Source organism: Mesorhizobium sp. BR1-1-16, assembly GCF_020165495.1.
In the GTDB taxonomy this organism is placed as follows: domain Bacteria; phylum Pseudomonadota; class Alphaproteobacteria; order Rhizobiales; family Kaistiaceae; genus Kaistia.
In genome coordinates this window covers 789426-813881 of record NZ_JAIUIE010000001.1, presented here as the reverse complement: position 1 = coordinate 813881, position 24456 = coordinate 789426, and the positions used below count along the sequence as shown (strand labels likewise).

Below are 24456 nucleotides of genomic sequence, written 5' to 3'. Positions count from 1 at the left end.
AGAGTTCGGTTGCGGAAGGGGATATGCTACGGCGATTGTTGCTCTTTCCTTGAGGCCGGGACCATAGATGGTGGCTCGCGGCAGGGCAAGAACCGCCGTCGAACGGCGCGGCGTCAAGTCTTTGTTCACCACGCGGCTCTAGCATCGGATGGTCGGTCCGGCGTGGTTTTGAATTCCTGACCGTCCGGGCTTGGGTTGTGTGTGAAGGAAGAGCGGGCATGATGGCGACTTCTCCGGGCGGGAGGCGGTGCAGGACGCAGTTGATGGCGCGGGTTGCGCTTGCCGCGCTGCTGGCCGCGACCATGGCCTCTGAAGCACTCGCCGAGTCCGTGCCGCGCCCGCGCGCCCATCCATCCCGCTCGGCCGATGCGACCGACGACCTCACGACATCCGCGATCACCCCCGTCGCCAGGCCGACGACGACCAAGGCGTCGGCGGCCTCGCTCGCCAACGACATTTCTTCGTCCTTCTCGCCGAGCCAGCTGGGTCTCGAGGCCGCGCTGAAGCTGATCGATAGCGGTCAGATCGGCAAGGCGATGGCGATCGCCCAGTTGATGCCGGATCAGACCAACCGCCATATCATCCAGTGGCTGGTCGCCCAGAGCGGCAGCCCGGATGTTTCGGTCACCCAGATCACGCAGACGGCACAGGAGCTCCCGGATTGGCCGGGCCAGGCGCTGATGCGGCGTCGCGCCGAGCAGGCGCTGCAGCGGATGAACGCCGATCCCGAGGCAATCGTCTCCGCCTTCGCCAACACCAAGCCAGGCTCCGACGAGGGTCTGATCCTCCTGACCGGCGCGCTGGTCGCAACCGGCCGGACCAAGGATGCCGCCGCGCTGCTGCGTCCGCGCTGGCGCAAGGATTCGTTCTCCGCCAGCAACGAAGCCGCCATCCTGAAGCAATTCAGCGGCCTCCTGACCCCCGCCGATCACAAGGCGCGGATGGATATGTTCCTCTACAATGATGACGCAGCCGAGGGCCTCGCGATGGCCAGGCTGCTCGATGGCAATACGCAGGCGCTGGCCGCCGCGCGCGCCGCCGTCATCAACAAGTCGGCCAATGCCGGCGCGCTGCTCGGCAAGGTGCCCGGCTCGCTGCGCAAGGATCCCGGCTACATCTATTCCGCGACCCAGTATTTGCGCCGTTCCGAGCGCTACAAGGAAGCGGCGGCGATGATGCTGACCGCGCCGCGCAATGGCGAACTGCTGGTCGATCCTGATGCGTGGTGGATCGAGCGCCGTGTGCTTTCGCGCGAGATGATCGATCTCGGCGATCCGCGCACCGCCTACAAGCTCGCCTCCGAGCATGCTGCCGAGTCGAGCGCCAACCAGGCCGACGCGGAATTCCACGCCGGCTGGTACGCGCTGCGCTTCCTCAACGACCCGGCCACCGCACGCCGGCATTTCGCGGCAATCCAGGCGGCTTCCTCGATGCCGCTCAGCCAGTCGCGCGCCGAATATTGGCTCGGCCGTGCTGCCGAAGCGATGGGCGACCGCAACGAGGCGATCGCGCAATACCGTCTCGCCGCTGCCTATCCGACCACGTTCTATGGCCAGATTGCCTCGGCGAAGCTCGGCATGAAGCAGCTGACCCTGTCGGGGCCCGGCAGCGCCGACAACGCGACCAGGAAGCGTTTCTTCAATCGCGAGATGGTCCAGGCCCTGCAGCGCCTCTCGGCGGCAGGCTATGACGACCGCGCCCGCGCCTTCTACATGCAGCTTGCCGATACGCTGACCAGCCCGACGGAAGTCGGCCTGCTCGCCCAGATGGCCGAAAAGGAAGGCCAGCATCAGGTGGCGCTGCAGATCGGCAAGAAGGCTTATGTGCGCGGTCTGCCAGTCGACACCCTCGCCTTCCCGATCGCGGCGATCCCGCGTGCGGTCAAGACGACCGCCGTCGAGAAGTCGGTGGTCTACGCCGTCGCGCGGCAGGAAAGCGCCTTCAATCCCGCCGCCGTCAGCCATGCCGGCGCGCGCGGCCTGCTGCAATTGATGCCGGGCACAGCCAAGATGGTCGCCAAGGCGGCCGGTGTCCCCTATTCGCTGCAACGCCTCACCAGCGACCCCGGCTATAATGCGACGCTCGGCGCCGCGCATCTCGGCGATCTCGTCGGTGATTTCAACGGCTCCTACATCATGGCTTTCGCGGCCTACAACGCCGGCAAGAGCCGTGTCGTGCAGTGGGTGCAGCAATATGGCGATCCACGTGATCCCGATGTCGACGCGATCGACTGGATCGAGCGCATTCCCTACACCGAGACGCGCAACTATGTGATGCGCTGCACGGAAAACCTGCAGGTCTATCGCGCCCGTCTCGGCGAGCCCGCCTTGGTGATCAATCGCGACCTTCACCGTGGCGGCCCGACCTGAGCCGTCGCGATGGCCGAGGATTTCACCTATTTCGGCCGTGACGGACTGAAGCTCGCAGGCCGGGACCATGGCCAGCGCGAGTCATCGCTATTGCCCGTTGTCTGCCTGCCGGGCCTGACGCGCACCACCCGCGATTTCGAGCTTCTGGCGGCCGCACTTGCCGCCCGTGGTCGCCGCGTCGTCGCCTTCGATTATCGCGGGCGCGGCCGTTCGGACCGCGATCCGACGGGCCTTTCCTATACGGTGCCGACCGAACTCGACGACGCCCTGCTCGGCATGACGTCACGCGGCGTCGGCCGGTCCATCTTCGTCGGCACTTCGCGCGGCGGCATCATCACCATGAGCCTCGCCGCCGCTCGGCCCGACCTCGTCGCCGGAGCCGTGCTCAACGATATCGGCAGCGTCGTCGAGGCCGCCGGCCTTCTTCGCATCAAGTCCTATGTCGGCAAGGGTACGCCGCCGGGCGACTGGGGCGAAGCGGCCGGCATGCTGCGCGCTCTGCACGGCGCTTCCTTCCCGGCATTTTCGGATCTCGACTGGCAGACACAGGCCCAACTGACTTTCGCCGAAGAGGACGGACGGCCTGTTGCCGACTACGATCCGCTTCTGGCCCGCGGGCTCGAGGGGATCACGGAGGCGACGCCCTCGCCCGATCTCTCTGCGATCTTCGCGGCGCTTGCGCCCGTGCCGACGATGCTGATCCGCGGCGGCACCTCCGACCTCATCACCCGCGAGACCGCCGACGCCATGGCGCGCCAACATCCGGGTCTCCGAACGATCGAAGTTCCCGGCGAGGGTCATCCGCCGATGCTGCGGGGAACCCTCATCAACGCGATCGTCGATTTCATCGCCGGCATCGGCTGACAGCCGTCATGGACGGGGACGACGGCCCGGCCCATCCGCTGCGGCGAACCGGGCGGCCTGTCCGACCCAGTCTTCGCCATCAATGGCATCGCCGAGATTGAGATAGCCGGAGACCCAGGCGATCTCCTGCGGTGTCCACGCCGCGATCTGGCTGAAATGATAGACGCCGATGGCGTAGAGCCGATCGGCATGACGGCGAGTGAGGCCAGGGATGCGCTGCAGCTGATCGGCCCTGCCCTGCCGTGGCCCGGCAAGGGCTGGCGGACGCATGCGCGGCGGCAGCTTGGACGCGCGTGGCTTCGGAGCCTCTCGCGCGGCGGCCGCTGGCGACGCCTCGACCGGTGTGGAGCGCGCCTCGATCGTGAAAGTCGGCTCTTCCCGGCGCGGCGTCGGAGGCCGAACGGTTGCGGGCTGGGGCAACGGTACTAGCATTGCCGGCGTCTCTTCAGCTGCCTCCTGGGCGGCTGCGCGCCGAGCGAAGAGCGGCCGCATCAGGCGGGCAAGGAGCCAGCCGACTATCGCGCCAATTAGGAAGCAGCAGGCGAGGATCGCCCAGAGTTCGGCCGCGAAAAGGATCATCGCCCGCGCCTCCGTGGCGCCCGCGGCTCGGCTGCGCGACGCGCAGAGGCGCGCGCCGCCAGCACGGCACCGATAAAGCCGGAGGCCAGCCCGAGCAGGGCGGCGGCCACCATGAACGGCCAGATATGGAGCAGCAGGTAGTCCATGCGCGCCCCTATCGATTTTCGACTGTGAAGGCGATGCGGCTATTGCGGTCGCGGCCCTCCGCCGTCGCATTGGAGGCGATCGGCTGCGATTCGCCATAGCCGACAGTCGTCAGCCGTTCCCGGCGCACCCCATTGGCAACGAGACGTTCGAGCACCGCTCCAGCCTCGTCCTCACTGATCGCCTTGTTCCGCTTGGCGCCGCCAGCGGAATCGGTGTGGCCACCGATCTCGACGCGCGCGGCCGGACAACGCTGAACGATGGCCGACAGACGGTCGACGAGGCCAAAGCTCTGCGGCTGGATCGAGGCGCCGTCGTCGTCAAACACGATCTGCTGGCCGGAAAGCTCGGCATCCAGCGCCTGCTGACATTCGGTTGCCGAAAGCGGATCGCCGCCGACCGCGACGATGACTGCCGAACTCAGCGCATAGCCTTCCGGGAGAGCGGCCTTCAGATCGGCCTCGATCGCCTGCCGGGCGTCCTCGGAAACGGCGGCGCCAGCCAAAGTGAGCTGCTGGTCGGAGAGCGCTGCATGGCCGGCGGCAAGACGACTGACCGCCTGGACCGCGGCGACCGCGACCGCCTGCAATCCATCCGGCGCGCCGCTCGCGCGCTCGAGATTAAGTTCGACCTCGCCGCCGCGAAATCGCGGCTTCGCGGCGGCAAGGATTTCGGACGCCATCTCGTCGGTCGGCACATAACCCGAAAGCGTCAGGCCACGCTCGGTGCGGACAATGCCGAAGACAAATGGAGAGACCACGGCCGGCGCAACGGCGTCTTGCACGAGCGTCATGCTGGCCGGCAGCGTCCGCTTCAATTGATCGGACAGCGTCTTGAAATCGGCAACCGACGCCGCCTCCCCCTCGATGCCATAGTCACGGCCAGTCAGCGACACAGCGCCCTTGTCGAGCAGCGCGAGCTGGCCAAGGCTGAAGCGGAGCGCCCCGATCCAGTCCATCTTCGGATCGCCGGCCGCTATCGCGAGGCGGTCCTCGATCCTCACTGCCGGAAACTGCCGCGCCGCCTCCGCCGCGACCTGCTGCTGAGCGGCCTCGGTCGGGACGTAGCCGGACAGGATCACCCGGTCCGCCTCACGCGTCGCGCGCCACACATAGGGATCGACGAAAGGCGGCTCGACATCGACGGCGCCGATCGTCACGCCGTCGCCGGCCTGATCGCGGCGCATTCCGAGATCGGCCAGCATCGCCTGATGATCGGCGACCGACTTCGCCTTGCCGGACAATGTCAGAACGGTTCCCTCGATCCTGGCCGTGCCTTCGGCGAGTCGCGGCAGCTGCGCGGCGGCGAAGGCGGCGGCCGAACCGAAACCTTCAGGCGCGCCCGAGGCGAGCCGCGTCTGGTCGTCGATGCCAATGCCGGGGGCGGCCGCCGTCAATGCGCTGCGAATGGCGCCGCGCACCAGTTCGGAGGGAACGAAGCCCGTGATGGCCGCGGTGCGGCCGTCAAAGTTCATACTCCAGGTGAAGCTCGCGGCCCGCGGCGGCAGGATGCGCACGGTCCGCAACTCGATATTGGCGGGCAGGCCATGGGTCAGGGCAGTTGCGGCGGCGGCGAAGCTTGCCTCGTCCCGCGCGGTTCCATCGATCGAGAGCGAGGGACCCGCGAGCGTCGCCGTACCCTCCGCGAGCTCGGCTGTGCGCGCGATTGCAAATTGTGCCAGGCCGACGAAATCGACGGGCTGTCCGCGGGCCAGCGTCGTCCTGTCCGTGACGGCAAGGCCGGGAAACAGTGCGGTCATCTCGGTCTTGAGCGCGAGGCGCACATCCGCTGATGGCAGATAGCCGGTCAGCGCCAGCCCTTCGGCGGACCGGACCAACGTGAAGACATAACTTGGCTGGAGCGGCAGGATCGCGCTCGCATCGACCACCCGGCGGATGCCCCAAACGCCGGTTGCAGCCGCGACCGCGCGCCGCTGCGCCTCGAGAGTCGGCGCAGTCCCTGAGAGAATCGCCGTCTGGCCGTCGACGGCAACGCTCGCCCAGGACTGGCCGGCATCGACGAGTTGCTGGTCGACCCGCGCAGCGAGGTCGCTCGCCATCGGGCCCGCCACCAGGACGAACATCGCCGCGGTCAAAAGCGAAACGAGGAGGATTCCCGCGGCGAGGACGAAGCGGAGCCCGGTCATGAGCGGCCCATTCCGGGGCGTTGGCCGGCACGGGAGCGACAGGCCGCGGACGCGGCGCGCGACGCAGCTTCCCGAGGCGCCGAGCGCATCGGGTCTCTCGCTTGCAGCGGGTCAATGCCGGCCGTCATCCTATCTCTCCGGCAACGCCGCCCGCTGCAAGCGCCGGCCGGCGCCGCCGCGAGACGGGGAGAGAATGGTTGCCGAATTCAGGGGCTCGCCGCAAGCCGCCTTGGCACCGCGGCAGTGGATGAGTGGCTCAGCGAGAGGCGGTGGCGGCGTTCTTGCTTAACCAGTCGTCAGCCAGAGCCAGCGCGGTGCGACGCTCGGTTTCCGTCGCAATCGAGAAGGCTTGTTCCTGTAGCTTCTGGATCCAGGGATCGAGCGGCTTGGCGCGGTCGCGCGCAACGGTCAGGAACATGAGGCCGAGCACCGGCTCGCGATTGACGCCCTCGCCTTCGAACAGCATGTGGCCGAGCAGAGCCTGCGCACCGACATTGCCCTTATTCGCGGCCAGTTTCGCCCAGCGAACGGCCTGGCGCGGGTCACGATCCCCGCCCTCGCCGTCATAATACATGCGGGCCAGATTGAGCTGCGCGTCGGGATCGCCGAAATAGGACGCCGCATAGGCGAACATCTGCCGGGCGCGGCCGAAATCCGGCTGGATCGCGCTGTTCGGGATGCCTTCGCGATAATAGGAGCCGAGTTCGACAAAGGCATTGGCGACAAAGCGGGCCGAACTGCCGTCGGGATTGTCGTCGGCATGATCGTCAGCAATCTCGCTGAACATCTCGAATGCCTTCATGTCGTCCTTGGCGAGGCCATCGCCTTCGGCATACATCCGACCGAGCTTCCACTGCGCCCCGGCATGGCCCTTCTCGGCCGCATAGGTCAGCGCCTCGACCGCGGCGGTCTTGTCACCCTGCTTGTAGGCATTATAGCCGAAGCGGAACGCCTCCATCGGCGTCGCATTCTTGTCGAGCGTGCGCGCATCGAGGGCGTAAGCCCCCGTGAGGCCGCTGAGAAGTCCGATGCCAAAGAGGGCGGCACCGCCAAACGCGCTAGAAAACCGCATAGCTTGCCACTTCATTATGGACAGCCGACCACGCTGCGGCCAAAGGCGGCCACACGGGATCAAGGCAGGCCGCGTCGCCGCGGCCGTTATTGGATTGGATGAGAGAGTGCACCCGGTTTCCGGCGAAACCTTGGCCGCCATGCAACCGGCCGAATGAATGACTCATCCCGGCCCTCAATGCGCAAGCAAAAGAGGTATTTCCCACAACACGCCGCAAGATCTGTCCTATCCGCCCCCGGATGCAGGCGAAGCTCGTGTCGCTTTATGGCTGAAAGGCGGCGGATCATGTCTGGCGAAGACTCTGCGACGATAATGGAACCCGCTGTTGCCAGACCGCCACAGCCTGATATCGGCACCATGAGACGCCGAGGCCCTTGCCGTGGCGAGGTCAGAGGCCCCTGTATGCGATCATACCTTCGTGCGGCTCGCTACGAACAAACAGGAAACGCTCTCGCCGCCGGGCGCGGCGCATGGCAAGATTCATGCTTGATTCGGATGGCCTGTCCGGCCATGTCAGCGGCCGGACCCAAACGGAAGACCCATGGACGACACCAGCGATCTCTTCGGATCGGCAGCGGCCGAGACTGTCACTGAGAGCAGCGCGACGACGGCTGCCGCCAGCAAGGCTGCGGCCGCGCGCCGATCAAGCCAGGCCGCCGCCGAAGCAGACTATTCCGCCGCCGACATCGAAGTGCTCGAGGGGCTCGAGCCCGTGCGCCGTCGGCCAGGCATGTATATTGGCGGCACCGACGAAAAGGCGTTGCACCATCTCTTCGCCGAGGTGATTGACAACTCGATGGACGAGGCCGTCGCAGGCCACGCCAATTTCATCGAGGTCGAAGTCTCTGCCGACGGCTTCGTCACCGTGACCGACAACGGCCGCGGCATTCCGGTCGACCCGCATCCGAAGTTCAAGGACAAGTCGGCGCTCGAAGTCATCATGACGACGCTGCATTCCGGCGGAAAGTTCGACTCCAAGGTCTACGAGACCTCAGGCGGCCTGCATGGCGTCGGCGTTTCGGTGGTGAACGCGCTCTCCGAGGTGCTGGAGGTCGAGGTCGCGCGCGGCCGCAAGCTCTATCGCCAGACCTTCGCGCGGGGCGTTCCGACGTCGGGGCTTGTCCTCGTCGGCGACGTACAGAACCGCCGTGGCACCCGCACGCGCTTCAAGCCCGACGCGCAGATCTTCGGCGCCGCGGCACAGTTCAAGCCGGCTCGCCTTTTTGCGATGTCCCGTTCCAAGGCCTATCTCTATGGCGGCGTCGAGATCCGCTGGAACTGCGCGCCGGAACTGCTCGGACCGGACGCCGCCACGCCGCCGACGGCTGTGTTCCACTTCCCGGGCGGGCTCAAGGACTTCCTCGCGGCGGACCTCACCGGCGAGAAAACCGTCACCGGCCAGATCTTCGCCGGCCGCACCGACAAGACTTCCGGCCATGGCGCAGCGGAATGGGCGGTCGCCTGGTTCCCGGGCGATGGCTATGTCCGATCCTATTGCAACACCGTCCCGACGCCGGACGGTGGCACGCATGAGCAGGGCCTCCGCTCCGCGCTGCTGCGTGGGCTGAAGGCCTATGCCGAGCTCACCGGCAACAAGCGCGCTTCGGTGATCACCGCCGATGACGTCATGACCTCCTGCGCCGCGATGCTGTCCGTCTTCGTGCGCGAGCCGGAATTCGTCGGCCAGACCAAGGACCGCCTCGCCTCAGGCGAGGCGACGCGCATCGTCGAGAAAGCGCTCGGCGATCCGTTTGACCATTGGCTCGCCGCCTCGCCGCAGGACGCAACCCGCCTGCTGGACTGGGTGATCGAGCGCGCCGAGGAGCGGCTGCGCCGGCGACAGGAAAAAGAGGTCAACCGCAAGAGCGCGGTGCGCAAGCTGCGCCTGCCGGGAAAGCTCGCCGATTGCAGCCAGACGGCGGCGCAGGGCAGCGAGATCTTCATCGTCGAGGGCGACTCGGCCGGAGGCTCGGCCAAGCAGGCACGCGACCGCGCGAGCCAGGCGATCCTGCCGCTGCGCGGCAAGATCCTCAATGTCGCCAATGCCGGCCGCGAGAAGCTCGGCGCCAACCAGCAGCTTGCCGACCTGATGCAGGCGCTCGGCGTCGGCCCGCGCAATCAATATCGAGATGAGGACCTTCGCTACGATAAGGTCATCATCATGACCGACGCCGATGTCGATGGCGCCCATATTGCCTCGCTGCTGATCACGTTCTTCTATCGCGAGTTGCCGGAACTGATTTCGACTGGCCATCTCTATCTCGCCGTGCCGCCGCTCTACCGCATCACGCAGGGCGGCAAGACGCTTTATGCGCGCGACGATGGACATAAGGACGAGTTGCTGGCGCAGGAATTCACCGGCAGGGGCAAGGTCGAGATCGGCCGCTTCAAGGGCCTTGGCGAAATGATGCCGGCCCAGCTCAAGGAAACGACGATGGACCCGAAGAAGCGCATGCTGCTGCGGGTCGGGATCGTCGATGGCGAGATCGAGCTGACGCGCGATACGGTGGAGCAGCTGATGGGCAACAAGCCCGAGGAACGCTTCCGCTTCATCCAGGACAACGCCGCCTTCGCGACCGAGATAGATATCTAGGCGGGAGCCACTTTTGGGCTGCGAAGAAAGCGTGGTGCGGCTGCTGGCAAAGGTCCTTCAGGCGTCCGCCTGCCAGGGAGCCCGCACGTCGTGCAATCGCTTCTTGTCGGCATCGAGGGTCAGTGCAGCTTCGGCGCGTGCCATCGCCATTTCGGCCTGTCGCCGCGCCGCCGCGCGGACATCGACATCGCCCATGGCCCCGAGCGCAAAGAGCGCCTTCTGGATGCGCAATTGCACCTCGATCATCGCCGCGCCGTCGCGCGCCATCAGCATGAAGGCGTCTTCGAGCAGATCGTCGGATTCGAGCGGCGGAACATGCACGCGCTTGTAGCGAAGAGCTTCCGCATCCGGCGCGGGTCTGGCGGCCCAAAGGCTCAGCAGGCGCGTCACGCGGCCGATGACATCGATCGCGGTTCCTGAATCGTTGATCCCTGGCGAGAGCGCCCGTGACCCGATCTCGCTCAGGACCGCGAGGCCGAAGCGGGGATCCTGGTCGAAGCTCCGCTCGGTGCCGATCGAAAAAGCGCGCCTGATCGTTTCAACGATTTCGCTCACCGCCTCGTCATCTGGCCGCTGCTCGAGGCAGGCGAGCGGCGAATGCGGGAAGGTGAAGGCTCCGGGCGTGGCCGCCAGGACGATATCGCAGTTGATCTCCTCGGCGAGGCTCTCCAGCGCTTCCATGTCGACATGCAGCACATAGCCGATCGAGTCGGCGGTGACAGCCCATCCATCAGCGGCTCGTGCGCGAAGCGGCGCTTCGAGCGGGACGCCGCCGAGACAAGGCTGCTCGATCCGCGCCTCCAGCGCCGCCAGTGTCGCCTCCTCGACGCGGTTGGTGGTCTCGCCGACGCGGCCGAGCCGGGTCAGATGGTCGATCCAGCGCAGCAGCGTCACGACGATCAGGACGATCACGCCGATGGTGACAAGAAACAGGATAACGCGGCCGCGATCCCCATAGGCGCCTGTCTTCAGGACCACGATGCCGACGATGCTGAACAGGAACGAACCAATGAAGGTGGAGAGCACGTTTTGGGTGACGCGGTCTTCCATCAGCAGCTTCGTGGCGCGCGGCGTGACATTGTTCGTCGCCGAGCCATAGGCGGATGTCATGACGCTCAAGGAGAAGGTCGTGACGGCCAGCATGCTGGAGGCGATGATATCGAGAATGCCTCCAACGGCGTCGGCGCCAATCTTTCCGGGCAACTGCCAAGGGATGTAGCGCTCGATAACGGCCGCCAGAACCGCCGCGACGACCCCGAGCGCCCCGATCAGGCTCGCCCGGACCCAGAGGCGCCGGGTGAACTGCTTCCAGAGCCATTGCCAGCGCGACATGCTTTGCCCCCCTATCCTGCCGCCGCCAGAGGGGCGCCGATTCCTTTGGTTCTATGTAGCGCAGTCTCCGCCGCGAGCATCAGGTATGAAGCGATAACGGGATAATGGAACTCGCCGGACTGTTCACAGCGGCCTTTCTCGCGGCAACGCTCCTTCCGGCGCAATCCGAGGCGGTGCTGATCGCGCTGCTGCTCAAGGGCGACGTCGCGCCCTGGCTGCTGGTCGCGACGGCCAGCGCCGGCAACGTTCTCGGCGCGATCGTCAACTGGCTGCTCGGCCGCTTTCTCGAGCATTTCCGGCATCGCAGCTGGTTTCCGGTCAGCGAAGCGGCGCTTGTCCGTGCACAGCGCTGGTACCACAAGGTCGGCCGATGGAGCCTGCTCCTGTCCTGGCTGCCCGTCGTCGGTGATCCGCTCACGGTCGTCGCCGGGACATTGCGAGAGCCGCTCGGGAGCTTCGTCCTGCTGGTGGCGATCGGCAAGGTCGGCCGCTATGTCGTGCTCGCGGTCGCAACGCTGGGAGTGGCTGGCTAAGCCGATGTCGTATCTTGCCGGCAGCCCGCAATGACGCGATAGGTGACGCATCTCGGTCGTCCGGACAGGGAGGACATCATGACCAAAAGCTTTTGGCGCTCTGCCGCACGCGCCGCCGCGGCGCTGGCAATCGCCGCCCCCCTGCTCGCACCGATCGCCGGGACTGCGCATGCCGATGGGGTCTCCGACACGATCAGCGCGCTCGATCCTTCGGTCCAAGACCTCCGTATCGCAGGCAGCTGGGAGAAAGACGGGCGCAAGGGCGTCTATCGCCTTCTCGTTGCCCGCACAGCGGCGCCGAAGCCGACAGCACGGCTGTTCGTGCAGTGGATCGCGACCGGTGTCGACGGGTCGGTCCAGGTCGAGCGCTCGATCGAGATCACCGAGCTTGCCGAGCTCAAGCTCGACGTTTCCGATTTTGTCGCCGAATCGGACCCGGACGGATTGAGCGTCTTCGTCGAGGTCGTCGACCCAGCCCAGGACACCGACCAGAGCTACGAACTCTTCGTCGATGACGACGGCACCTACCGATTTGGACCCGCCAGTAACTAAGATCGGCGCGAATCGCCGCCAAAAGCGCCGAATTCCTTCAAAAGATTTGACAAATCGTCACCGATGCGGGTATTTGCCAGCGTCACTCATCGATGGTGATGGCGTTCTCTCGCTGTCCCACGCAGCCTTCGGGCCTTTTTCTTCTTGACCACATCCTTCTCTACGCTCGGGCTCAGTCCCAAAGTGCTGGCTGCCGTTGAATCGAGCGGCTACACCACGCCGACGCCGATTCAGGCCGAGGCCATTCCGCACGTGCTCAACCGCCGCGACGTTCTGGGTATCGCCCAGACCGGAACCGGCAAGACGGCCGGCTTCGTGCTGCCCATGATCACCCTGCTCGAGCAGGGCCGGGCTCGCGCCCGCATGCCGCGCACGCTGATCCTCGAACCGACGCGCGAACTCGCGGCGCAGGTCGAGGAGAATTTCAACAAATACGGCCAGAACCATAAGCTGAATGTCGCCCTGCTCATCGGCGGCGTCTCGTTCAACGAACAGGAAAAGAAGCTCGATCGCGGCGTCGATGTTCTCATCGCCACGCCCGGGCGCCTGCTCGACCATTGCGAGCGCGGCAAGCTTCTGATGACCGGCGTCGAGATCCTCGTGATCGACGAGGCCGACCGCATGCTCGACATGGGCTTCATCCCGGATATCGAGCGCATCAGCAAGCTGTTGCCGTTCGGCCGCCAGACGCTGTTCTTCTCGGCGACGATGCCGCCGGAGATCGAGCGCCTCGCAGACACGTTCCTGTCCAATCCGGCCCGCATCGAGGTCGCCAAGCAGGCGACGACCGCGAAGACCGTGACGCAGATCTTTGTCGCCACCGGCCGCGAGCCGGCCGACAAGCGCGAGACGCTACGCGAACTGATCCGCAATGCGACCGATCTCAAGAACGCGATCATCTTCTGCAACCGCAAGCGCGAAGTGGCCGTGCTGGCCCGCTCGCTCGAGAAGCACGGCTTCTCTGTCGGTGCGCTGCATGGCGACATGGACCAGCGCGCCCGTATGGCCACGCTCGACGCGTTCAAGACCAACAAGATCACGCTTTTGGTCGCGAGCGACGTCGCGGCCCGCGGGCTCGACATCCCCGATGTCAGCCACGTGTTCAACTTCGATATTCCGACGCATGCTGACGACTATGTGCACCGGATCGGCCGCACCGGCCGCGCGGGCCGTTCAGGCACGTCGATGACGCTGGTGGCGCCGTCCGACCAGAAATACCTTTCGGCCATCGACAAGCTGACCGGCGATGGCGTGAAGTGGCTCGGCGATCCTGTGGGCGCGGCGCCCAGTCGCGAACGGACAGAGCGTCCGGAGCGCGGCGAGCGTCCCGCGCGCGCACCTCGGGCAGAGCGGGCGCCTCGCGCTCCGCGTGCTGCCGAGGCGGCCAAGTCCAGCGAACCGCACGAGAATGTGCCAGAGGCGAAGCCTGTGGCTACGACACCGCGTGTCGCAGAGGAGCCGGTCCGTCCAAGCGCGGAAGGCCGCCGCGAGGCGACCCGTCGGCAGCAGGCCGTCCGGCCAGAGCGGCCCCAGCGCCGCGACCGTGACGATGGTGGCGAGCGGGTGATCGGCCTTGGCGATCACGTGCCGCAGTTCCTTCTGCGCCCCGTCCGCATCCCCTCCTCCTGACATTCTTCGTGTCGGCGCGCTGGCGAAGGCCGGCGATCCGGATGTTCAGGTTTCGTTAAGTACAATAGTCGACAGTCTTTGCGCTGCGGCTGGCACTCGGCTTGCATTAGGTCCTCGTTAGAAGTTCGCGTCCAGATTGCACCCGGCGCAATCGGGGTTTGATCGGCGCGATCAGATCGGGGGATCATGGTCGGGGGCAGCTTCAAGGATACCGCACTGCTGGCGGACCGTGCGCTCGCGCTTTTGAAGGCATACGACCTTCCGGCGGAGCCACAGTATTACGCGCTCTTGTATGCCTATGTGGCTGAGCGCGACCCTCTCCTGAACGAAGCAATCGACAGCATCATTCGAGAGCGCGGCCGTCTCTCGTGCGAAGAGGTCGCTTCCCTCCACCGGGTGTTCCTGGGCGATGCCTCCGACCTAACGGCTGTCGACGGCTCTCCGGCCAAGCTGGAGGCGATCTTCGAGATGATCGCGACGGCGGCCCTCTCCGACGCTTCAGATACTGCCATTCGCCTCGCCATGGCACGCGATGCGATCAACGATCCCGATGCGCACTATTCCACGGCAGATCTCGTGAACCGTCTCGTAGCGGCTTCACGCATCATCGACCAGCGCAAGCGGCGGATCGAGATGGAGCTCGCCGAAGCCCGAGCCGAACTCGACCTGCTGCAGACCAGCCTCGATCACGTCCGTCATGAATCGCTGCGCGACGAGCTGACGACGCTGGCCAGCCGCAAGCATTTCGACGACGCCTTGTCGGCCGCGATCATGGAGGCCGCAGCGACCGAAACTCCGTTGTCGCTGCTGTTCACCGACATCGACAATTTCAAATCGTTCAACGACCGCTACGGCCACCAGACGGGCGACCATGTTCTGCGCCTCGTCGCTCTTGCCGTGAAGCAGAATGTCCGCGGCCAGGACACCGCCTGCCGCTACGGCGGCGAGGAGTTCGCAATCATCCTGCCGCGCACACCGATCACCCAGGCGACCATCATCGGCGAGGCTATTCGGGAAGCTGTGATGGGTCGGGAGATCCGGCAGCGTTCGACCGGAGAGCGGCTCCGGCGTGTCACCATCTCGATCGGCATCGCCGGCTTCCGGCCCGGGGATACGATGCAGACGATCATCGAGCGCGCCGACACTTGCCTCTATGGCGCGAAGAGCGGCGGCCGCAACCTCGTCGTGGTCGAGGTCGACCCGCTGCGGCGACACTCGGTCTGAAGGCGCCAGCACATCATCGCGACTAGCCAACGGTCGCGCCGCGGCTGTCGCCGGACAGGCTGGGTCCGACCAATCTTGAATACCGATCCGAGCTAGAGCTTGACCAGCACCCAGCGTGCGAGATCGACCAGAACGATGTCGAGCGCCGCACTGAGGCCCGCGATCGCTTCCGGGGCCGTATCGGCGGCGACCGGCGCGGTGGCCTTGAAGACCTTGAAATCGACGATGCGGCCGTTGCGGTCATTGAGGATGCGCGCCGAGATTTCCACTTCGGCCACCAAGCCGGCGGGGCCGACAACGACATTGAAGCTGCGAATGTCGGTCAGCAGCTGGTAATCGATCGACAACCCCTCGCCGGGACGCCCAACGGCATGAGCCTGCTTCGAACGTTCGAAGGTCTCGATGATGCGAGCCTGCAGGACGTTCGGCAGCGTGTCCGGATATTGGGCGTTTGGATAATAGGCCATCAGTGCGCCGCGCGAGACGACGATGCGCTGCGTTGCGAGAATCTGCAGCGCCGATGGCGCCGGCACCAGGATCTGGGCACTACCCGCCCCGCCCACCTTCGGCAAGTTCGTTGGCCCGGCGATGTCATAGGTGTTGGGCGGCGGCGCCGTCACCAGCTTGCTGACGCAGCCGGCGAGCAGCATCGCCAGGGCAACGGTCATCACGGCGCCATATGGCAGGGATCGCTTCATCGCAGCCATCGACTTGGGCCTCGCTCTGCCGGGAGACGGGATCAGAAGGCTCATTTCCGGTTATAGTCCTTGACCGTCGGATTGCCGAAAACAAAGCCCTGCGGGTTGCTCTGCACGGAATTCAGCGTGCGATTGAACTGGTTTGTGGCGCGCTGCAACTGAAGCACGAGCTGATCGATGTTGCGAAGCCCCTGCCCAGTGAAATCCGCGATGTTCTTCGAGATCTCGGGCGCGCGGCCGGAGAAGGCGTCCGCGACCTTGCGGATCGATGCGGCTGCAGCAGCAGCCTCCTTGAAGAAGTTCTTGCTGTTCGGGTCGTTCACGATGTCGTCGGCGCCGCCGAGGATCGAGTCGAGCCGCGCAGACGCCTGATTGAGCCGGCCCATCAATTGGTCGGTATTGGCGACAATTTGGTCCACCTGCGGCTGCTGCTTCTTGACGAAACCGACAAAGTCGCGCGCATCGCTGACCGCCTTTGCGGCATCGGACACGATCTTGTTGATATCGACCGTGGCGGTCTGCACACGCCGCGCGACGGTCGCGACATCCTGGATCGTGCTCTTCACGGCCTCGACCTGAACCGCATCGATGATCTTGCGGGCGGAATCGACCGTATCGGACAGCTGTCCAGAAATCTTCGTCACGTTGTCGACGATCTGCGGGAAGGAATCGGCAGCTGTCGAGAGCTTCTTGACCACCGTATCGATCTGATTGATCGCGTCGCCAACCTTGCTTGGATCGACGGCCGCCAGGATATTGTCGGCCTTACTGACCAGACCCTGGAGATTGCCTGAGAGATCGCCGATCTTCTTGGAAAGATCAGAGACATTGGCCAGGAAATCATTGACGCCGTCAGAATTCTGGGCGAGCGCACCGGTGAACTTCTCGACATTTGCGAGGGTCGTATTCACCGAAGGCTGTGCGGTATCGAGCACCGTGTTGATCCGGTCGACCGTCCCGTTCGCCTTTTTCAGCAGTTCCTGAGCGCTTTCGAGGATTTCGCTGAGGCCGGAGCCTTGCGCCGTCAGCGTCGGGATTTCCTGCTCGTCGAAAATACTCGGCAGATTGGCCGAGCCGCCACGGAACTCGATCGAGGCGATGCCGGTCAGGCCCTGCACGCCGACCGAGGCCTTGGTGTCGGACTTGATCGGCTGGTTGGGATCCACCGAGACCATGGCCTCGACCTGATTGGGGTCCTGCGGGTTGATCCGGAGGCTGGTGACGTCGCCGATGCGGATGCCGTTGAAGAGCACCTGGCTGCCTGTTGCGAGGCCGGTGACGGATCCCGGGATCAGGACGCGCATTGGCTTGCGGGCGCCATTTTCGTCATAGCGCGCAAGCCAATAGACGAAGGCGAAACAGGCGACGATCACCGCGAGGGTGAAAATGCCGATCGTCGCGTAGTTGGCCCGGGTTTCCATGCCTGTCGCCTATGCCTCAAGGCGACGCGCGCGCGCGCCGCGGAAATATTTCTGAACCCAGGGATTATCGAACGCCAGCATGTCCGCCATCGTTCCTTCTATCAGAACGTGCCGATCGCCAAGTACCGCGATTCGATCACAAACCGTGTGCAAACTGTCGAGGTCGTGTGTGACCATAAAGACGGTAAGGCCGAGAGTCGCGCGCAGCGTCGCGATCAATTCATCGAACTCGGCAGCGCCAATCGGATCAAGACCCGAGGTCGGCTCGTCGAGAAAGACGATATCGGGATCGAGCGCCAGCGCCCGTGCGAGGCTCGCTCGCTTGATCATGCCGCCGGAAAGCTCCGAGGGCAGGCGATCCGCCGCCTCGGGCGCGAGGCCGACCAACTCGATCTTCAGGCGCGCCAGCTCTTCCATCAGCCGCGGCGAGAGCCGCAGATGCTCCCGCATCGGGAACTCGACATTCTGCAGAACGGTCAACGAGGAGAAGAGCGCGCCCTGCTGGAACAGAACGCCGAGCCGCTGGTCGATCTGAGCCCGGATCGCCGGCTCCGCATCGTCATAGGGCTGGCCGAGGATCTCGACCGAACCACTTGTCTTGGCCTGAAGCCCGAGAATGGTCCGAAGCAGCACGGATTTACCGGTACCGGAGGCGCCGACAATACCGAGGATTTCGCCGCGATAGACGTCGATATCCAGATCCTCGAGAATCTTGCGCTCGCCGAAGCCGACAGTGATGCCGCGCCCGCGGATGACAACCTCACTCTTGACTGGAACAGCGTTTTTCCGAACGGCCATCGTCAGTAGCTCACGGCGCTGAAATAGATGGCGAACATGCCGTCAACGACGATCACCATGAAGATCGCCTTCACGACTGAGGAGGTCGTGCGCGCGCCGAGCGACTCGGCGCTCCCCTCGACGCGGAAGCCCTCGGTCGCCGCAATGATGCCGATGATCAGCGCCATGAAAGGCGCTTTGATGAGGCCGACCATCAGCGTATTGATCGCCACCGCATCGCGCAGGCGCATGATGAACGCCGAGGGTGGCAGCCCCACATAGATCCAGCTGACGAGACCGCCACCGACAAGCGCGGCGAAATCCGCAATGATCGTGAGCAGCGGGAGCGCGATAATCAGCGCGATGATCCGCGGCAGCACGAGCACTTCGTTGACATCGAGACCGATCACGTCGAGCGCGTCGATCTCCTCGCGCATCTTCATCGAGCCGATCTCGGCCGTGAAGGCGCTCCCGGAGCGGCCGGCGATCATGATGGCGGTGAGCAGCACGCCGAGCTCTCGAAGAACCAGCACGCCGACAAGATCGACGGCATAGACCTCGGCGCCGAAGCTGCGCAGCTGGAAGGCGCTCTGCTGGGCGATGATGGCGCCGATCAGCAGCGACATCAGCGCGATGATCGGGACCGCGCGCAGACCGGCACGATCGATATGAAAGACAACCGAAGTGATGCGGAAACGCGAGGGATGGCGCACCGCGTTCAAAACGCCGACGGCGACGCCGCCGAGAATGTTGAGCCCTGCCTCGAGATCGGAGACGGCGCCGTACATCGCGCGGCCGATCCCCTCGAGCAATTCGAGCCCGACACCGATCTGCTTCCGGCGCGGAGGCAGATCGCGCTCAACGGATTCGAGCGCCGAAAGCAGGCGCATCACATTGTCGGAGCCGCCCTCGACATCGACCTTCCCGCCCTTCGCGGTGATCTCGCGTTCGAGCCGCGTGATCAGCCAGCCGCCGGCTGTATCGATGTGGTCGACGTCGGAAAGATCGATCAGCGTCGCCTTGTCAGAGGCGGATGCAACGGCCTTGTCGACCTCGGCTTCGAGCTGGTCGGCATTGCTCAGCGTCCACGGACCATGCGGAACGAGCCGAAGCGCGCCATCCGAATCGTTCGTTTCAAGATGAGCCGCTGCTTCTGCCGCCACAACCATACCGTTGATGAGCCCTTCTCGGACCTGGCGCCCGTGGCAACCCTTGTGACGCCTTGCGGTCGCCCATAAGCTCCCGTCCGAAGCATCCTAGTGACACGAGGATGGGAAGTCCGGCAAGCTCCCACTGAAAGGAAGCCGTTCGATGCAGATCGTGACACCCTATCTGTTGTTTTTGGGTGACGTTCCCGATGCTCTTGCCGCCAAAACTGCCCTCGGCATCGTCGACTGGCGACCGGAATGGTGTGTCGGCCAGCTGCGACTCCCCGGCTGCAAGGCCGATGCCGGCGTGCCCGATATGACGATCGCCGAAGCGAAGGCGGCCGGCGTCGGAACGATGATCGTTGGCGCGGTGAACGCCGGAGGCGTGCTGCCTCCGTACTGGGTCGACAGCATCGTCGCCGCGCTCGATTCTGGCCTCGATGTCGCCAGCGGCCTGCATTCCCTTCTCGCCGACAGCCCCGCCATCCGCGACGCGGCCGCTCGCAATGGCCGCGCTCTGCATGATGTTCGTCATTCGAGCGAGCGCTTCGCCACCGGCAAGGGCACCAAGCGTCCTGGCAAGCGGCTGCTGACCGTCGGAACCGACTGCTCGGTCGGCAAGAAATACACCGCGCTGGCGCTCGAAACCGGCATGCGCAAGGCTGGCCTCGACGCCGATTTTCGCGCGACGGGCCAGACGGGCGTCTTCATCTCAGGACGAGGCGTCGCGATCGATGCTGTCGTCGCCGACTTCATCTCGGGCGCCGTCGAGTGGATCGCTCCCGCTGCCGCGCCTGATCACTGGGACCTGGTCGAGGGTCAGGGGTCGCTGTTCCACCCCTCCTTCGCCGGCGTTTCGCTTGGTCTCCTTCATGGCGCGCAGCCCGATGCCTTCGTCGTTTGCCACGAGCCGACGCGCAGCCACATGCGCGGCGTCGCTCATCCGCTCCCCTCGATCGAAGAGGTGATCGAGCTGACGGTGACTTGCGGCCGGCTGACCAATCCGGCGATCCGCTGCGTGGGCGTCGCAATCAACACCGCGGCCCTTTCCGACGACGAAGCGAGGGATCTGCTGCGTGACACCGGAGCGCGGCTCGACCTGCCGGCGGTCGACCCGATTCGGACCGGCGTCGAACCGATCGTCGCGGAGATCCTCCGCCTCTACGGCGGAAGCGACCTGATATCATGACCATCCGCAAGCTCTCGGTCGCCATCGAACGCTGGCCGATTGCCGGCTCCTTCGTCATCTCGCGCGGGGCGCGCACCGAGGCGACCGTGGTCGTCGCGACGATTGAGGACGGCGTCGATGTCGGTCGCGGCGAATGCGTTCCTTATGCCCGCTACGGCGAAACCGTCGAGGGCGTCGTCGAGACGATCCGCACGCAAAGCTTCGCGATCGCCGGCGATATCGACCGCCTCGGCATGCAGGTTGCGCTGCCGCCGGGCGCCGCGCGCAACGCCCTCGATTGCGCGCTATGGGATCTCGAAGCCAAGAAGAGCGGCATCAGCGCCGCCGAGCGCCTCGGAATCGCCGCGCCGCGGCAGCTGACGACGGCCTATACGCTGAGCCTCGGCACACCCGAAAGCATGGAGGCGGCCGCGCGCAGCGCGGCAGGCAGGCCCCTGCTCAAGGTGAAGCTCGGCGGCGAGGGCGACGAGGCAAGGATCGCCGCCGTGCGGCGCGGCGCCCCGGCAGCTCGGCTCATTGTCGATGCCAATGAAGCCTGGTCGCCCGAGGCGTTTACATCGCTCATGCGTGCCTGCGCGGATGCCCGCGTCGAACTGATCGAGCAGCCTTTGCCCGTTGGCGCCGATGACCTGTTGCGCGTCGCGGAGCGGCTCGTTCCCGTCTGCGCCGACGAGAGCCTGCACAGCGCCGAGGACTGCTCTGCGCTGGCGGACCGCTACGACGCCGTCAACATCAAGCTCGACAAGACCGGCGGGCTCACCGAAGCGCTCGGCGTGCTCACAGCCGCCCGCGCCAATGGTCTCGCCGTCATGGTCGGTTGCATGGTCGGCACGTCCCTTGCCATGGCGCCGGCTGTGCTCTTGGCCCAGCAGGCGGATTTCGTCGATCTCGACGGACCGCTGCTGCTCGCGCGTGACCGCGAACCCGGCCTCGAATACCGCGGAAGCCTGGTCAGTCCGCCGACGCCTGCCCTTTGGGGCTGAGCGTGACGCGTGTGGCGAGGATGATGATCGCGGCGAGCGCGGCAAAAGCCGTCATCACCCAGAACGCGTGCACGCCGAGCTGCGCATAGAGCGGTCCGGCCATCAGGGTTGTCAGCGCCATCAGCCCGCCCGCCGCCATCATGCACAGCCCCTGCGCGGAGGCCGTCATTTCCTCAGGCACCGTGCGCGCGATGGCGAGCTGCATGCCGACAAAGGCGGCGCCGAAGGTGAAGGCATGCAGCGATTGCAGCAGGAGATTCGCCGCAAGGCTCGTCACCAGCGGCAGGAGAGCCCAGCGGATGGCGGCCGCGATGGCGCCGGAGAGAATGAGCGTCTCGGCGCGAAGGCGCAGGAACCGGCTGGATATCGCGAACATCACGATCTCCGCGACGACGCCCGTCGCCCACAAGAGCCCGATCTCGCTGCCTGAAAAGCCGAGCGCCTGCCACTCGATCGTGCCGAAGGAATAGAAGAGGCCATGGCTGGCCTGGATCAGGCCGGTGGTGGAGGCGATGACGAGGAAGGCCGGGCTCAGCAGGATCTTGCGCGCCGACTTGCCCGGCTGACGGTTCGCATCGTCTGCCAGCCGCTCGGCTTTCGGCGTAACCGGCAGCAGAAACGCGCCCGTGAGGCAGATGGCGAAGGCGGCGATGATCATGGGCGCCAGGATCGGCGCGCCGAAGGCCCCGAAGATGGCGCCTCCCGCGAGGCTGGCGCAGACGAAGCTGATCGACCCCCAGACGCGCATCCGTCCATAATCGAGACCGAAGCGGCGGACGCCGGTGAGCGACAGCGCATCGACGGCCGGCTGGATCAACTGCCAGGACGTTACAGCGAGGCCGGTCAGCACAAGGGTCGTCAAATTGTGCCGAACCAGTGCGGCCGGAATGAAAAACAGCAATCCGATCACCGCGAACACGACGATCGCCATACGGCGGTTCGGCACCCGATCGGCCAGCCAGCTGCCGGCCGGCGTCGCGATCAGCCGGGCAGCCAGCGGAAAGGCAAGACAGGCGGCGATCTCCTCTGGACTGAAGCTGCGATCCTTCAGCCAGACGGGCAGAAACGGCACGACGATGCCGCTGACCAGAAAGGACGCAGCGTAGAACAACGAAAGACGAGCGCTGAAAAGCGGGGGCGCGGCGGGCATGAGCGCAATCGATTTGGAGAAGGAAACGGCGCGACGGGGGACTGCGCCTGCAAGGCTGACATCAGGTTTCGAAGCGTATCAACCCTCGCGCGGCAAGGCCATTCCATAAGACCGCTTTGCATCTCCTTCAACCGGCTGCGAGGGCGCGCGCCAACATCGCCGCATCGACATTGCCGCCGGAGAGCACGATGACCACCGTGCGTCCCGCCGCGTCAAAGCGGCCGGCGAGAAGCGCGGCCAGCGCGACCGCCCCGCCCGGCTCGACGACGAGCTTCAGCGTGTGGAAGGCGAAGGCCACGGCCGCCAGCGCTTCAGCATCCGTGACGGCAAGCGCACCTGCGGCGAGGCGTCGATTGATCTCGAAGCCGATCGCACCCGGCGCCGCCGCCTGCAGCGCATCGCAGACCGAGCCGGAGGCGGCCGCGTTGTGTTCGATGCGCCCTGAGGCCAGCGAGCGGCCGTAATCGTCGAATGCCTGCGGCTCGACGAGATGGACGCCAGCCTGTGGCATCCGGTGATGCATCGCGAGCGCGACACCGGAGGAGAGGCCGCCGCCGCCGCAGGGCACCAGAACGGCATCGGCAGCGATGTCACGGGCCGCGAGATCCTCGGCGACCTCCAGTCCAATCGTGCCTTGGCCGGCAATGACGAGAGGCTCGTTATAGGGATGGATCAGCCGGCCGCCTGTCTGTGCCGTGATCTCAGCCGCAATCGCCTCGCGATCGGCCCCGCCGGCGCGATGATAGGTGACGACGGTGGCACCCAGCCGACGCGTGCCCTCGAGCTTCGCCTGCGGCGCGTCATCCGGCATGATGATGGTGGCGGAAATCCCGAAAAGTGCCGCCGCTGCGGCGACGCCCTGCGCGTGATTGCCCGAGGAGACCGCGACGACACCGGCGGCGCGCTCTGCCTCCGGCAACGCCGCAACGGCGTTGTAGGCGCCGCGAAACTTGAACGAGCCGGTCCGCTGCAGCGTTTCAGGCTTGATCAGGACGCGCCCGCCGAGCCGTGCGTCGAGCGCCGCGCTCGCGAGAAGCGGCGTGCGAACGGCTTCGCCAGCAATGCGGTGGGCGGCAGCTTCGATATCGTCGATGGTGATCATCAGCCTCGCTAGCAAGGCGAGCGAGAGGGCGCAAGCGCGATCAAGCGGCACGCGTGGATCGGGCTATTCTCAGCACCATTGGGGATCGACGGCGGGCATGGCCATGGACGCGGTGCGCAAGGCGCTCTGGTATATCGAGCACCATTTCGAGCGACCGGTGACGCTGGACGAACTCGCCGCCTTGGTCGGCCTGTCACGCTTCCACCTGTCGCGCAGCTTCGCGCTGACGACCGGGCGATCCTTCTCGCAGCATCTCCGCGGCCGGCGCTTGTCTGAGGCCGCCCGCGCGCTCGCCGCCGGCGCGCCCGACATCCTCGCCGTCGCCCTCACGGCCGGCTACGGCTCGCATGAAGCCTTCTCGCGCGCCTTCCGCGACCAGTTCGGCCTGACGCCGGATGCGGCCAGGGCGCGTGCGTCTCTCGCCGATCTCAAACTCGTGGAGCCAATCCTGATGCCCGACACAGTGCCCGATACGATCGAAACGCCAGAAATCCGCCCCCTCGACAGCATTCTGCTTGCCGGTCTTCGCCGCTTCTTCCGCTATGAGGACCGCGGCGGCATTCCGCTGCTGTGGCAACGCTTCGGGCCGTTCATCGACACCATCCCCGGTCAGTTGCGGACGCTCGACGCCTATGGCGTCTGCTTCAAGTCCGAGGACGAGCGCGACGACGGCTTCGACTATCTGGCCGCGGTGCCCGTGCGCTCGCTGGACGAACTACCCGACGGGCTGGTGGGGGTGCGCATCCCCGCGCTCAGCTTTGCCGTGTTCCAGCATCGCGGCCATGTTTCGGCGATCGGGGGCACCTGTGGCGCCGCCTTCGAGTGGATGGCGCAGAACCAGCGTGGATACCCGGACAGCAGCGTGACAATGGTCGAATACTATCCGCCGACCTTCGATCCGCGCACCGGTCTCGGCGGCTGCGAGGTCTGGATTCCGGTCCGCGACTGACC

21 protein-coding genes are annotated in these 24456 nt (G+C 65.7%); 10 read left to right on the top strand and 11 right to left on the bottom strand.

Features of this window, described 5'->3' with window-relative positions; all coding sequences use genetic code 11:
• Positions 1-263 precede the first annotated feature (263 nt).
• Positions 264-2369: a lytic transglycosylase domain-containing protein gene (locus tag LB518_RS03905; RefSeq protein WP_224573256.1), complete on the top strand. Its 2106-nt coding sequence runs from the start codon at positions 264-266 to the stop codon at positions 2367-2369.
• Between the two features lie 9 nt (positions 2370-2378).
• Positions 2379-3233, top strand: coding sequence for an alpha/beta fold hydrolase (locus LB518_RS03900; protein WP_224573254.1), 855 nt, complete (start codon positions 2379-2381; stop codon positions 3231-3233).
• A 6-nt stretch (positions 3234-3239) separates the two neighbouring features.
• Here LB518_RS03900 and LB518_RS03895 read toward each other — a convergent pair whose 3' ends face one another.
• The 4 genes from LB518_RS03895 to LB518_RS03880 form a co-directional block, all read right to left on the bottom strand.
• Entirely contained in the window at positions 3240-3812 is a 573-nt protein-coding gene (locus LB518_RS03895) for a helix-hairpin-helix domain-containing protein (protein ID WP_224573252.1), read from the bottom strand.
• Entirely contained in the window at positions 3809-3958 is a 150-nt protein-coding gene (locus LB518_RS03890) for a hypothetical protein (RefSeq protein ID WP_224573250.1), read from the bottom strand. Before LB518_RS03890 ends, LB518_RS03895 begins: the two co-directional genes overlap by 4 nt.
• A gap of 8 nt (positions 3959-3966) precedes the next feature.
• Positions 3967-6102 carry an OmpA family protein gene (locus LB518_RS03885; protein WP_224573248.1) on the bottom strand — a complete coding sequence of 712 codons (2136 nt, stop codon included), beginning with the start codon at positions 6100-6102 and terminating at the stop codon, positions 3967-3969.
• A 256-nt stretch (positions 6103-6358) separates the two neighbouring features.
• Positions 6359-7174: a tetratricopeptide repeat protein gene (locus tag LB518_RS03880; RefSeq protein ID WP_224573246.1), complete on the bottom strand. Its 816-nt coding sequence runs from the start codon at positions 7172-7174 to the stop codon at positions 6359-6361.
• A gap of 541 nt (positions 7175-7715) precedes the next feature.
• On the opposite strand from LB518_RS03880, the gene parE reads away from it, so the two are divergent.
• Positions 7716-9767 (top strand): DNA topoisomerase IV subunit B, encoded by a 2052-nt coding sequence (gene parE, locus LB518_RS03875; RefSeq protein WP_224573244.1) that lies wholly within the window; start codon positions 7716-7718, stop codon positions 9765-9767.
• A gap of 57 nt (positions 9768-9824) precedes the next feature.
• Here parE and LB518_RS03870 read toward each other — a convergent pair whose 3' ends face one another.
• Positions 9825-11099 (bottom strand): DUF2254 domain-containing protein, encoded by a 1275-nt coding sequence (locus LB518_RS03870; protein WP_224573233.1) that lies wholly within the window; start codon positions 11097-11099, stop codon positions 9825-9827.
• Positions 11100-11203: 104 nt separating this feature from the next.
• Between LB518_RS03870 and LB518_RS03865 the strand changes: the two genes are divergently transcribed.
• The 4 genes from LB518_RS03865 (at position 11204) to LB518_RS03850 (ending at position 15037) form a co-directional block, all read left to right on the top strand.
• Positions 11204-11632, top strand: a complete 429-nt coding sequence (locus LB518_RS03865; RefSeq protein WP_224573231.1) for a YqaA family protein — start codon at positions 11204-11206, stop codon at positions 11630-11632.
• A 78-nt stretch (positions 11633-11710) separates the two neighbouring features.
• Complete coding sequence (locus LB518_RS03860) at positions 11711-12184, top strand: hypothetical protein (protein WP_224573229.1); 474 nt, start codon at positions 11711-11713, stop codon at positions 12182-12184.
• Positions 12185-12328: 144 nt separating this feature from the next.
• Positions 12329-13813, top strand: coding sequence for a DEAD/DEAH box helicase (locus tag LB518_RS03855; RefSeq protein WP_224573219.1), 1485 nt, complete (start codon positions 12329-12331; stop codon positions 13811-13813).
• A gap of 186 nt (positions 13814-13999) precedes the next feature.
• On the top strand, positions 14000-15037 hold the full coding sequence (locus LB518_RS03850; protein ID WP_224573217.1) for a GGDEF domain-containing protein: 1038 nt from the start codon (positions 14000-14002) through the stop codon (positions 15035-15037).
• A 92-nt stretch (positions 15038-15129) separates the two neighbouring features.
• Here the strand turns inward: LB518_RS03850 and LB518_RS03845 are convergent, their stop codons facing one another.
• The 4 genes from LB518_RS03845 to LB518_RS03830 are packed head-to-tail and all read right to left on the bottom strand — an operon-like array spanning position 15130 to position 19102.
• A complete protein-coding gene (locus LB518_RS03845; protein ID WP_224573215.1) occupies positions 15130-15735 on the bottom strand; it encodes an ABC-type transport auxiliary lipoprotein family protein in 606 nt (201 codons plus the stop codon).
• Between the two features lie 50 nt (positions 15736-15785).
• Positions 15786-17156: an MlaD family protein gene (locus LB518_RS03840; RefSeq protein ID WP_224573204.1), complete on the bottom strand. Its 1371-nt coding sequence runs from the start codon at positions 17154-17156 to the stop codon at positions 15786-15788.
• 9 nt (positions 17157-17165) lie between these two features.
• A complete protein-coding gene (locus LB518_RS03835) occupies positions 17166-17954 on the bottom strand; it encodes an ABC transporter ATP-binding protein (RefSeq protein ID WP_224573202.1) in 789 nt (262 codons plus the stop codon).
• Positions 17955-17956: 2 nt separating this feature from the next.
• The gene (locus LB518_RS03830; protein ID WP_224573200.1) at positions 17957-19102 is read right to left on the bottom strand and encodes an MlaE family lipid ABC transporter permease subunit; all 1146 of its coding nucleotides are present in this window, start codon (positions 19100-19102) and stop codon (positions 17957-17959) included.
• A 142-nt stretch (positions 19103-19244) separates the two neighbouring features.
• On the opposite strand from LB518_RS03830, the gene dgcN reads away from it, so the two are divergent.
• Positions 19245-20270, top strand: coding sequence for an N-acetyltransferase DgcN (gene dgcN / locus LB518_RS03825; protein ID WP_224573198.1), 1026 nt, complete (start codon positions 19245-19247; stop codon positions 20268-20270).
• 2 nt (positions 20271-20272) lie between these two features.
• The gene (gene dgcA, locus LB518_RS03820; protein WP_224574314.1) at positions 20273-21253 is read left to right on the top strand and encodes an N-acetyl-D-Glu racemase DgcA; all 981 of its coding nucleotides are present in this window, start codon (positions 20273-20275) and stop codon (positions 21251-21253) included.
• On the opposite strand, the gene LB518_RS03815 is transcribed toward dgcA, so the two are convergent.
• The gene (locus LB518_RS03815) at positions 21222-22403 is read right to left on the bottom strand and encodes an MFS transporter (protein ID WP_224573196.1); all 1182 of its coding nucleotides are present in this window, start codon (positions 22401-22403) and stop codon (positions 21222-21224) included. The two genes, dgcA and LB518_RS03815, sit on opposite strands and share 32 nt — an antisense overlap.
• A 127-nt stretch (positions 22404-22530) precedes the next feature.
• Positions 22531-23505 (bottom strand): threonine/serine dehydratase family protein, encoded by a 975-nt coding sequence (locus tag LB518_RS03810; RefSeq protein ID WP_224573194.1) that lies wholly within the window; start codon positions 23503-23505, stop codon positions 22531-22533.
• A 97-nt stretch (positions 23506-23602) separates the two neighbouring features.
• Between LB518_RS03810 and LB518_RS03805 the strand changes: the two genes are divergently transcribed.
• Positions 23603-24454, top strand: a complete 852-nt coding sequence (locus tag LB518_RS03805; RefSeq protein ID WP_224573192.1) for an AraC family transcriptional regulator — start codon at positions 23603-23605, stop codon at positions 24452-24454.
• The last annotated feature ends 2 nt before the right edge of the window (positions 24455-24456 follow it).

Bases quoted from the DNA above. Each gene is read 5' to 3' on its own strand.
- LB518_RS03905 (WP_224573256.1), top strand. From the start codon at position 264: ATGGCGCGGGTTGCGCTTGCCGCGCTGCTGGCCGCGACCATGGCCTCT.
- LB518_RS03900 (WP_224573254.1), top strand. From the start codon at position 2,379: ATGGCCGAGGATTTCACCTATTTCGGCCGTGACGGACTGAAGCTCGCA.
- LB518_RS03895 (WP_224573252.1), bottom strand. From the start codon at position 3,812: ATGATCCTTTTCGCGGCCGAACTCTGGGCGATCCTCGCCTGCTGCTTC.
- LB518_RS03890 (WP_224573250.1), bottom strand. From the start codon at position 3,958: ATGGACTACCTGCTGCTCCATATCTGGCCGTTCATGGTGGCCGCCGCC.
- LB518_RS03885 (WP_224573248.1), bottom strand. From the start codon at position 6,102: ATGACCGGGCTCCGCTTCGTCCTCGCCGCGGGAATCCTCCTCGTTTCG.
- LB518_RS03880 (WP_224573246.1), bottom strand. From the start codon at position 7,174: ATGCGGTTTTCTAGCGCGTTTGGCGGTGCCGCCCTCTTTGGCATCGGA.
- parE (WP_224573244.1), top strand. From the start codon at position 7,716: ATGGACGACACCAGCGATCTCTTCGGATCGGCAGCGGCCGAGACTGTC.
- LB518_RS03870 (WP_224573233.1), bottom strand. From the start codon at position 11,099: ATGTCGCGCTGGCAATGGCTCTGGAAGCAGTTCACCCGGCGCCTCTGG.
- LB518_RS03865 (WP_224573231.1), top strand. From the start codon at position 11,204: ATGGAACTCGCCGGACTGTTCACAGCGGCCTTTCTCGCGGCAACGCTC.
- LB518_RS03860 (WP_224573229.1), top strand. From the start codon at position 11,711: ATGACCAAAAGCTTTTGGCGCTCTGCCGCACGCGCCGCCGCGGCGCTG.
- LB518_RS03850 (WP_224573217.1), top strand. From the start codon at position 14,000: ATGGTCGGGGGCAGCTTCAAGGATACCGCACTGCTGGCGGACCGTGCG.
- LB518_RS03845 (WP_224573215.1), bottom strand. From the start codon at position 15,735: ATGAAGCGATCCCTGCCATATGGCGCCGTGATGACCGTTGCCCTGGCG.
- LB518_RS03840 (WP_224573204.1), bottom strand. From the start codon at position 17,156: ATGGAAACCCGGGCCAACTACGCGACGATCGGCATTTTCACCCTCGCG.
- LB518_RS03835 (WP_224573202.1), bottom strand. From the start codon at position 17,954: ATGGCCGTTCGGAAAAACGCTGTTCCAGTCAAGAGTGAGGTTGTCATC.
- LB518_RS03830 (WP_224573200.1), bottom strand. From the start codon at position 19,102: ATGGTTGTGGCGGCAGAAGCAGCGGCTCATCTTGAAACGAACGATTCG.
- dgcN (WP_224573198.1), top strand. From the start codon at position 19,245: ATGCAGATCGTGACACCCTATCTGTTGTTTTTGGGTGACGTTCCCGAT.
- LB518_RS03815 (WP_224573196.1), bottom strand. From the start codon at position 22,403: ATGCCCGCCGCGCCCCCGCTTTTCAGCGCTCGTCTTTCGTTGTTCTAC.
- LB518_RS03810 (WP_224573194.1), bottom strand. From the start codon at position 23,505: ATGATCACCATCGACGATATCGAAGCTGCCGCCCACCGCATTGCTGGC.
- LB518_RS03805 (WP_224573192.1), top strand. From the start codon at position 23,603: ATGGCCATGGACGCGGTGCGCAAGGCGCTCTGGTATATCGAGCACCAT.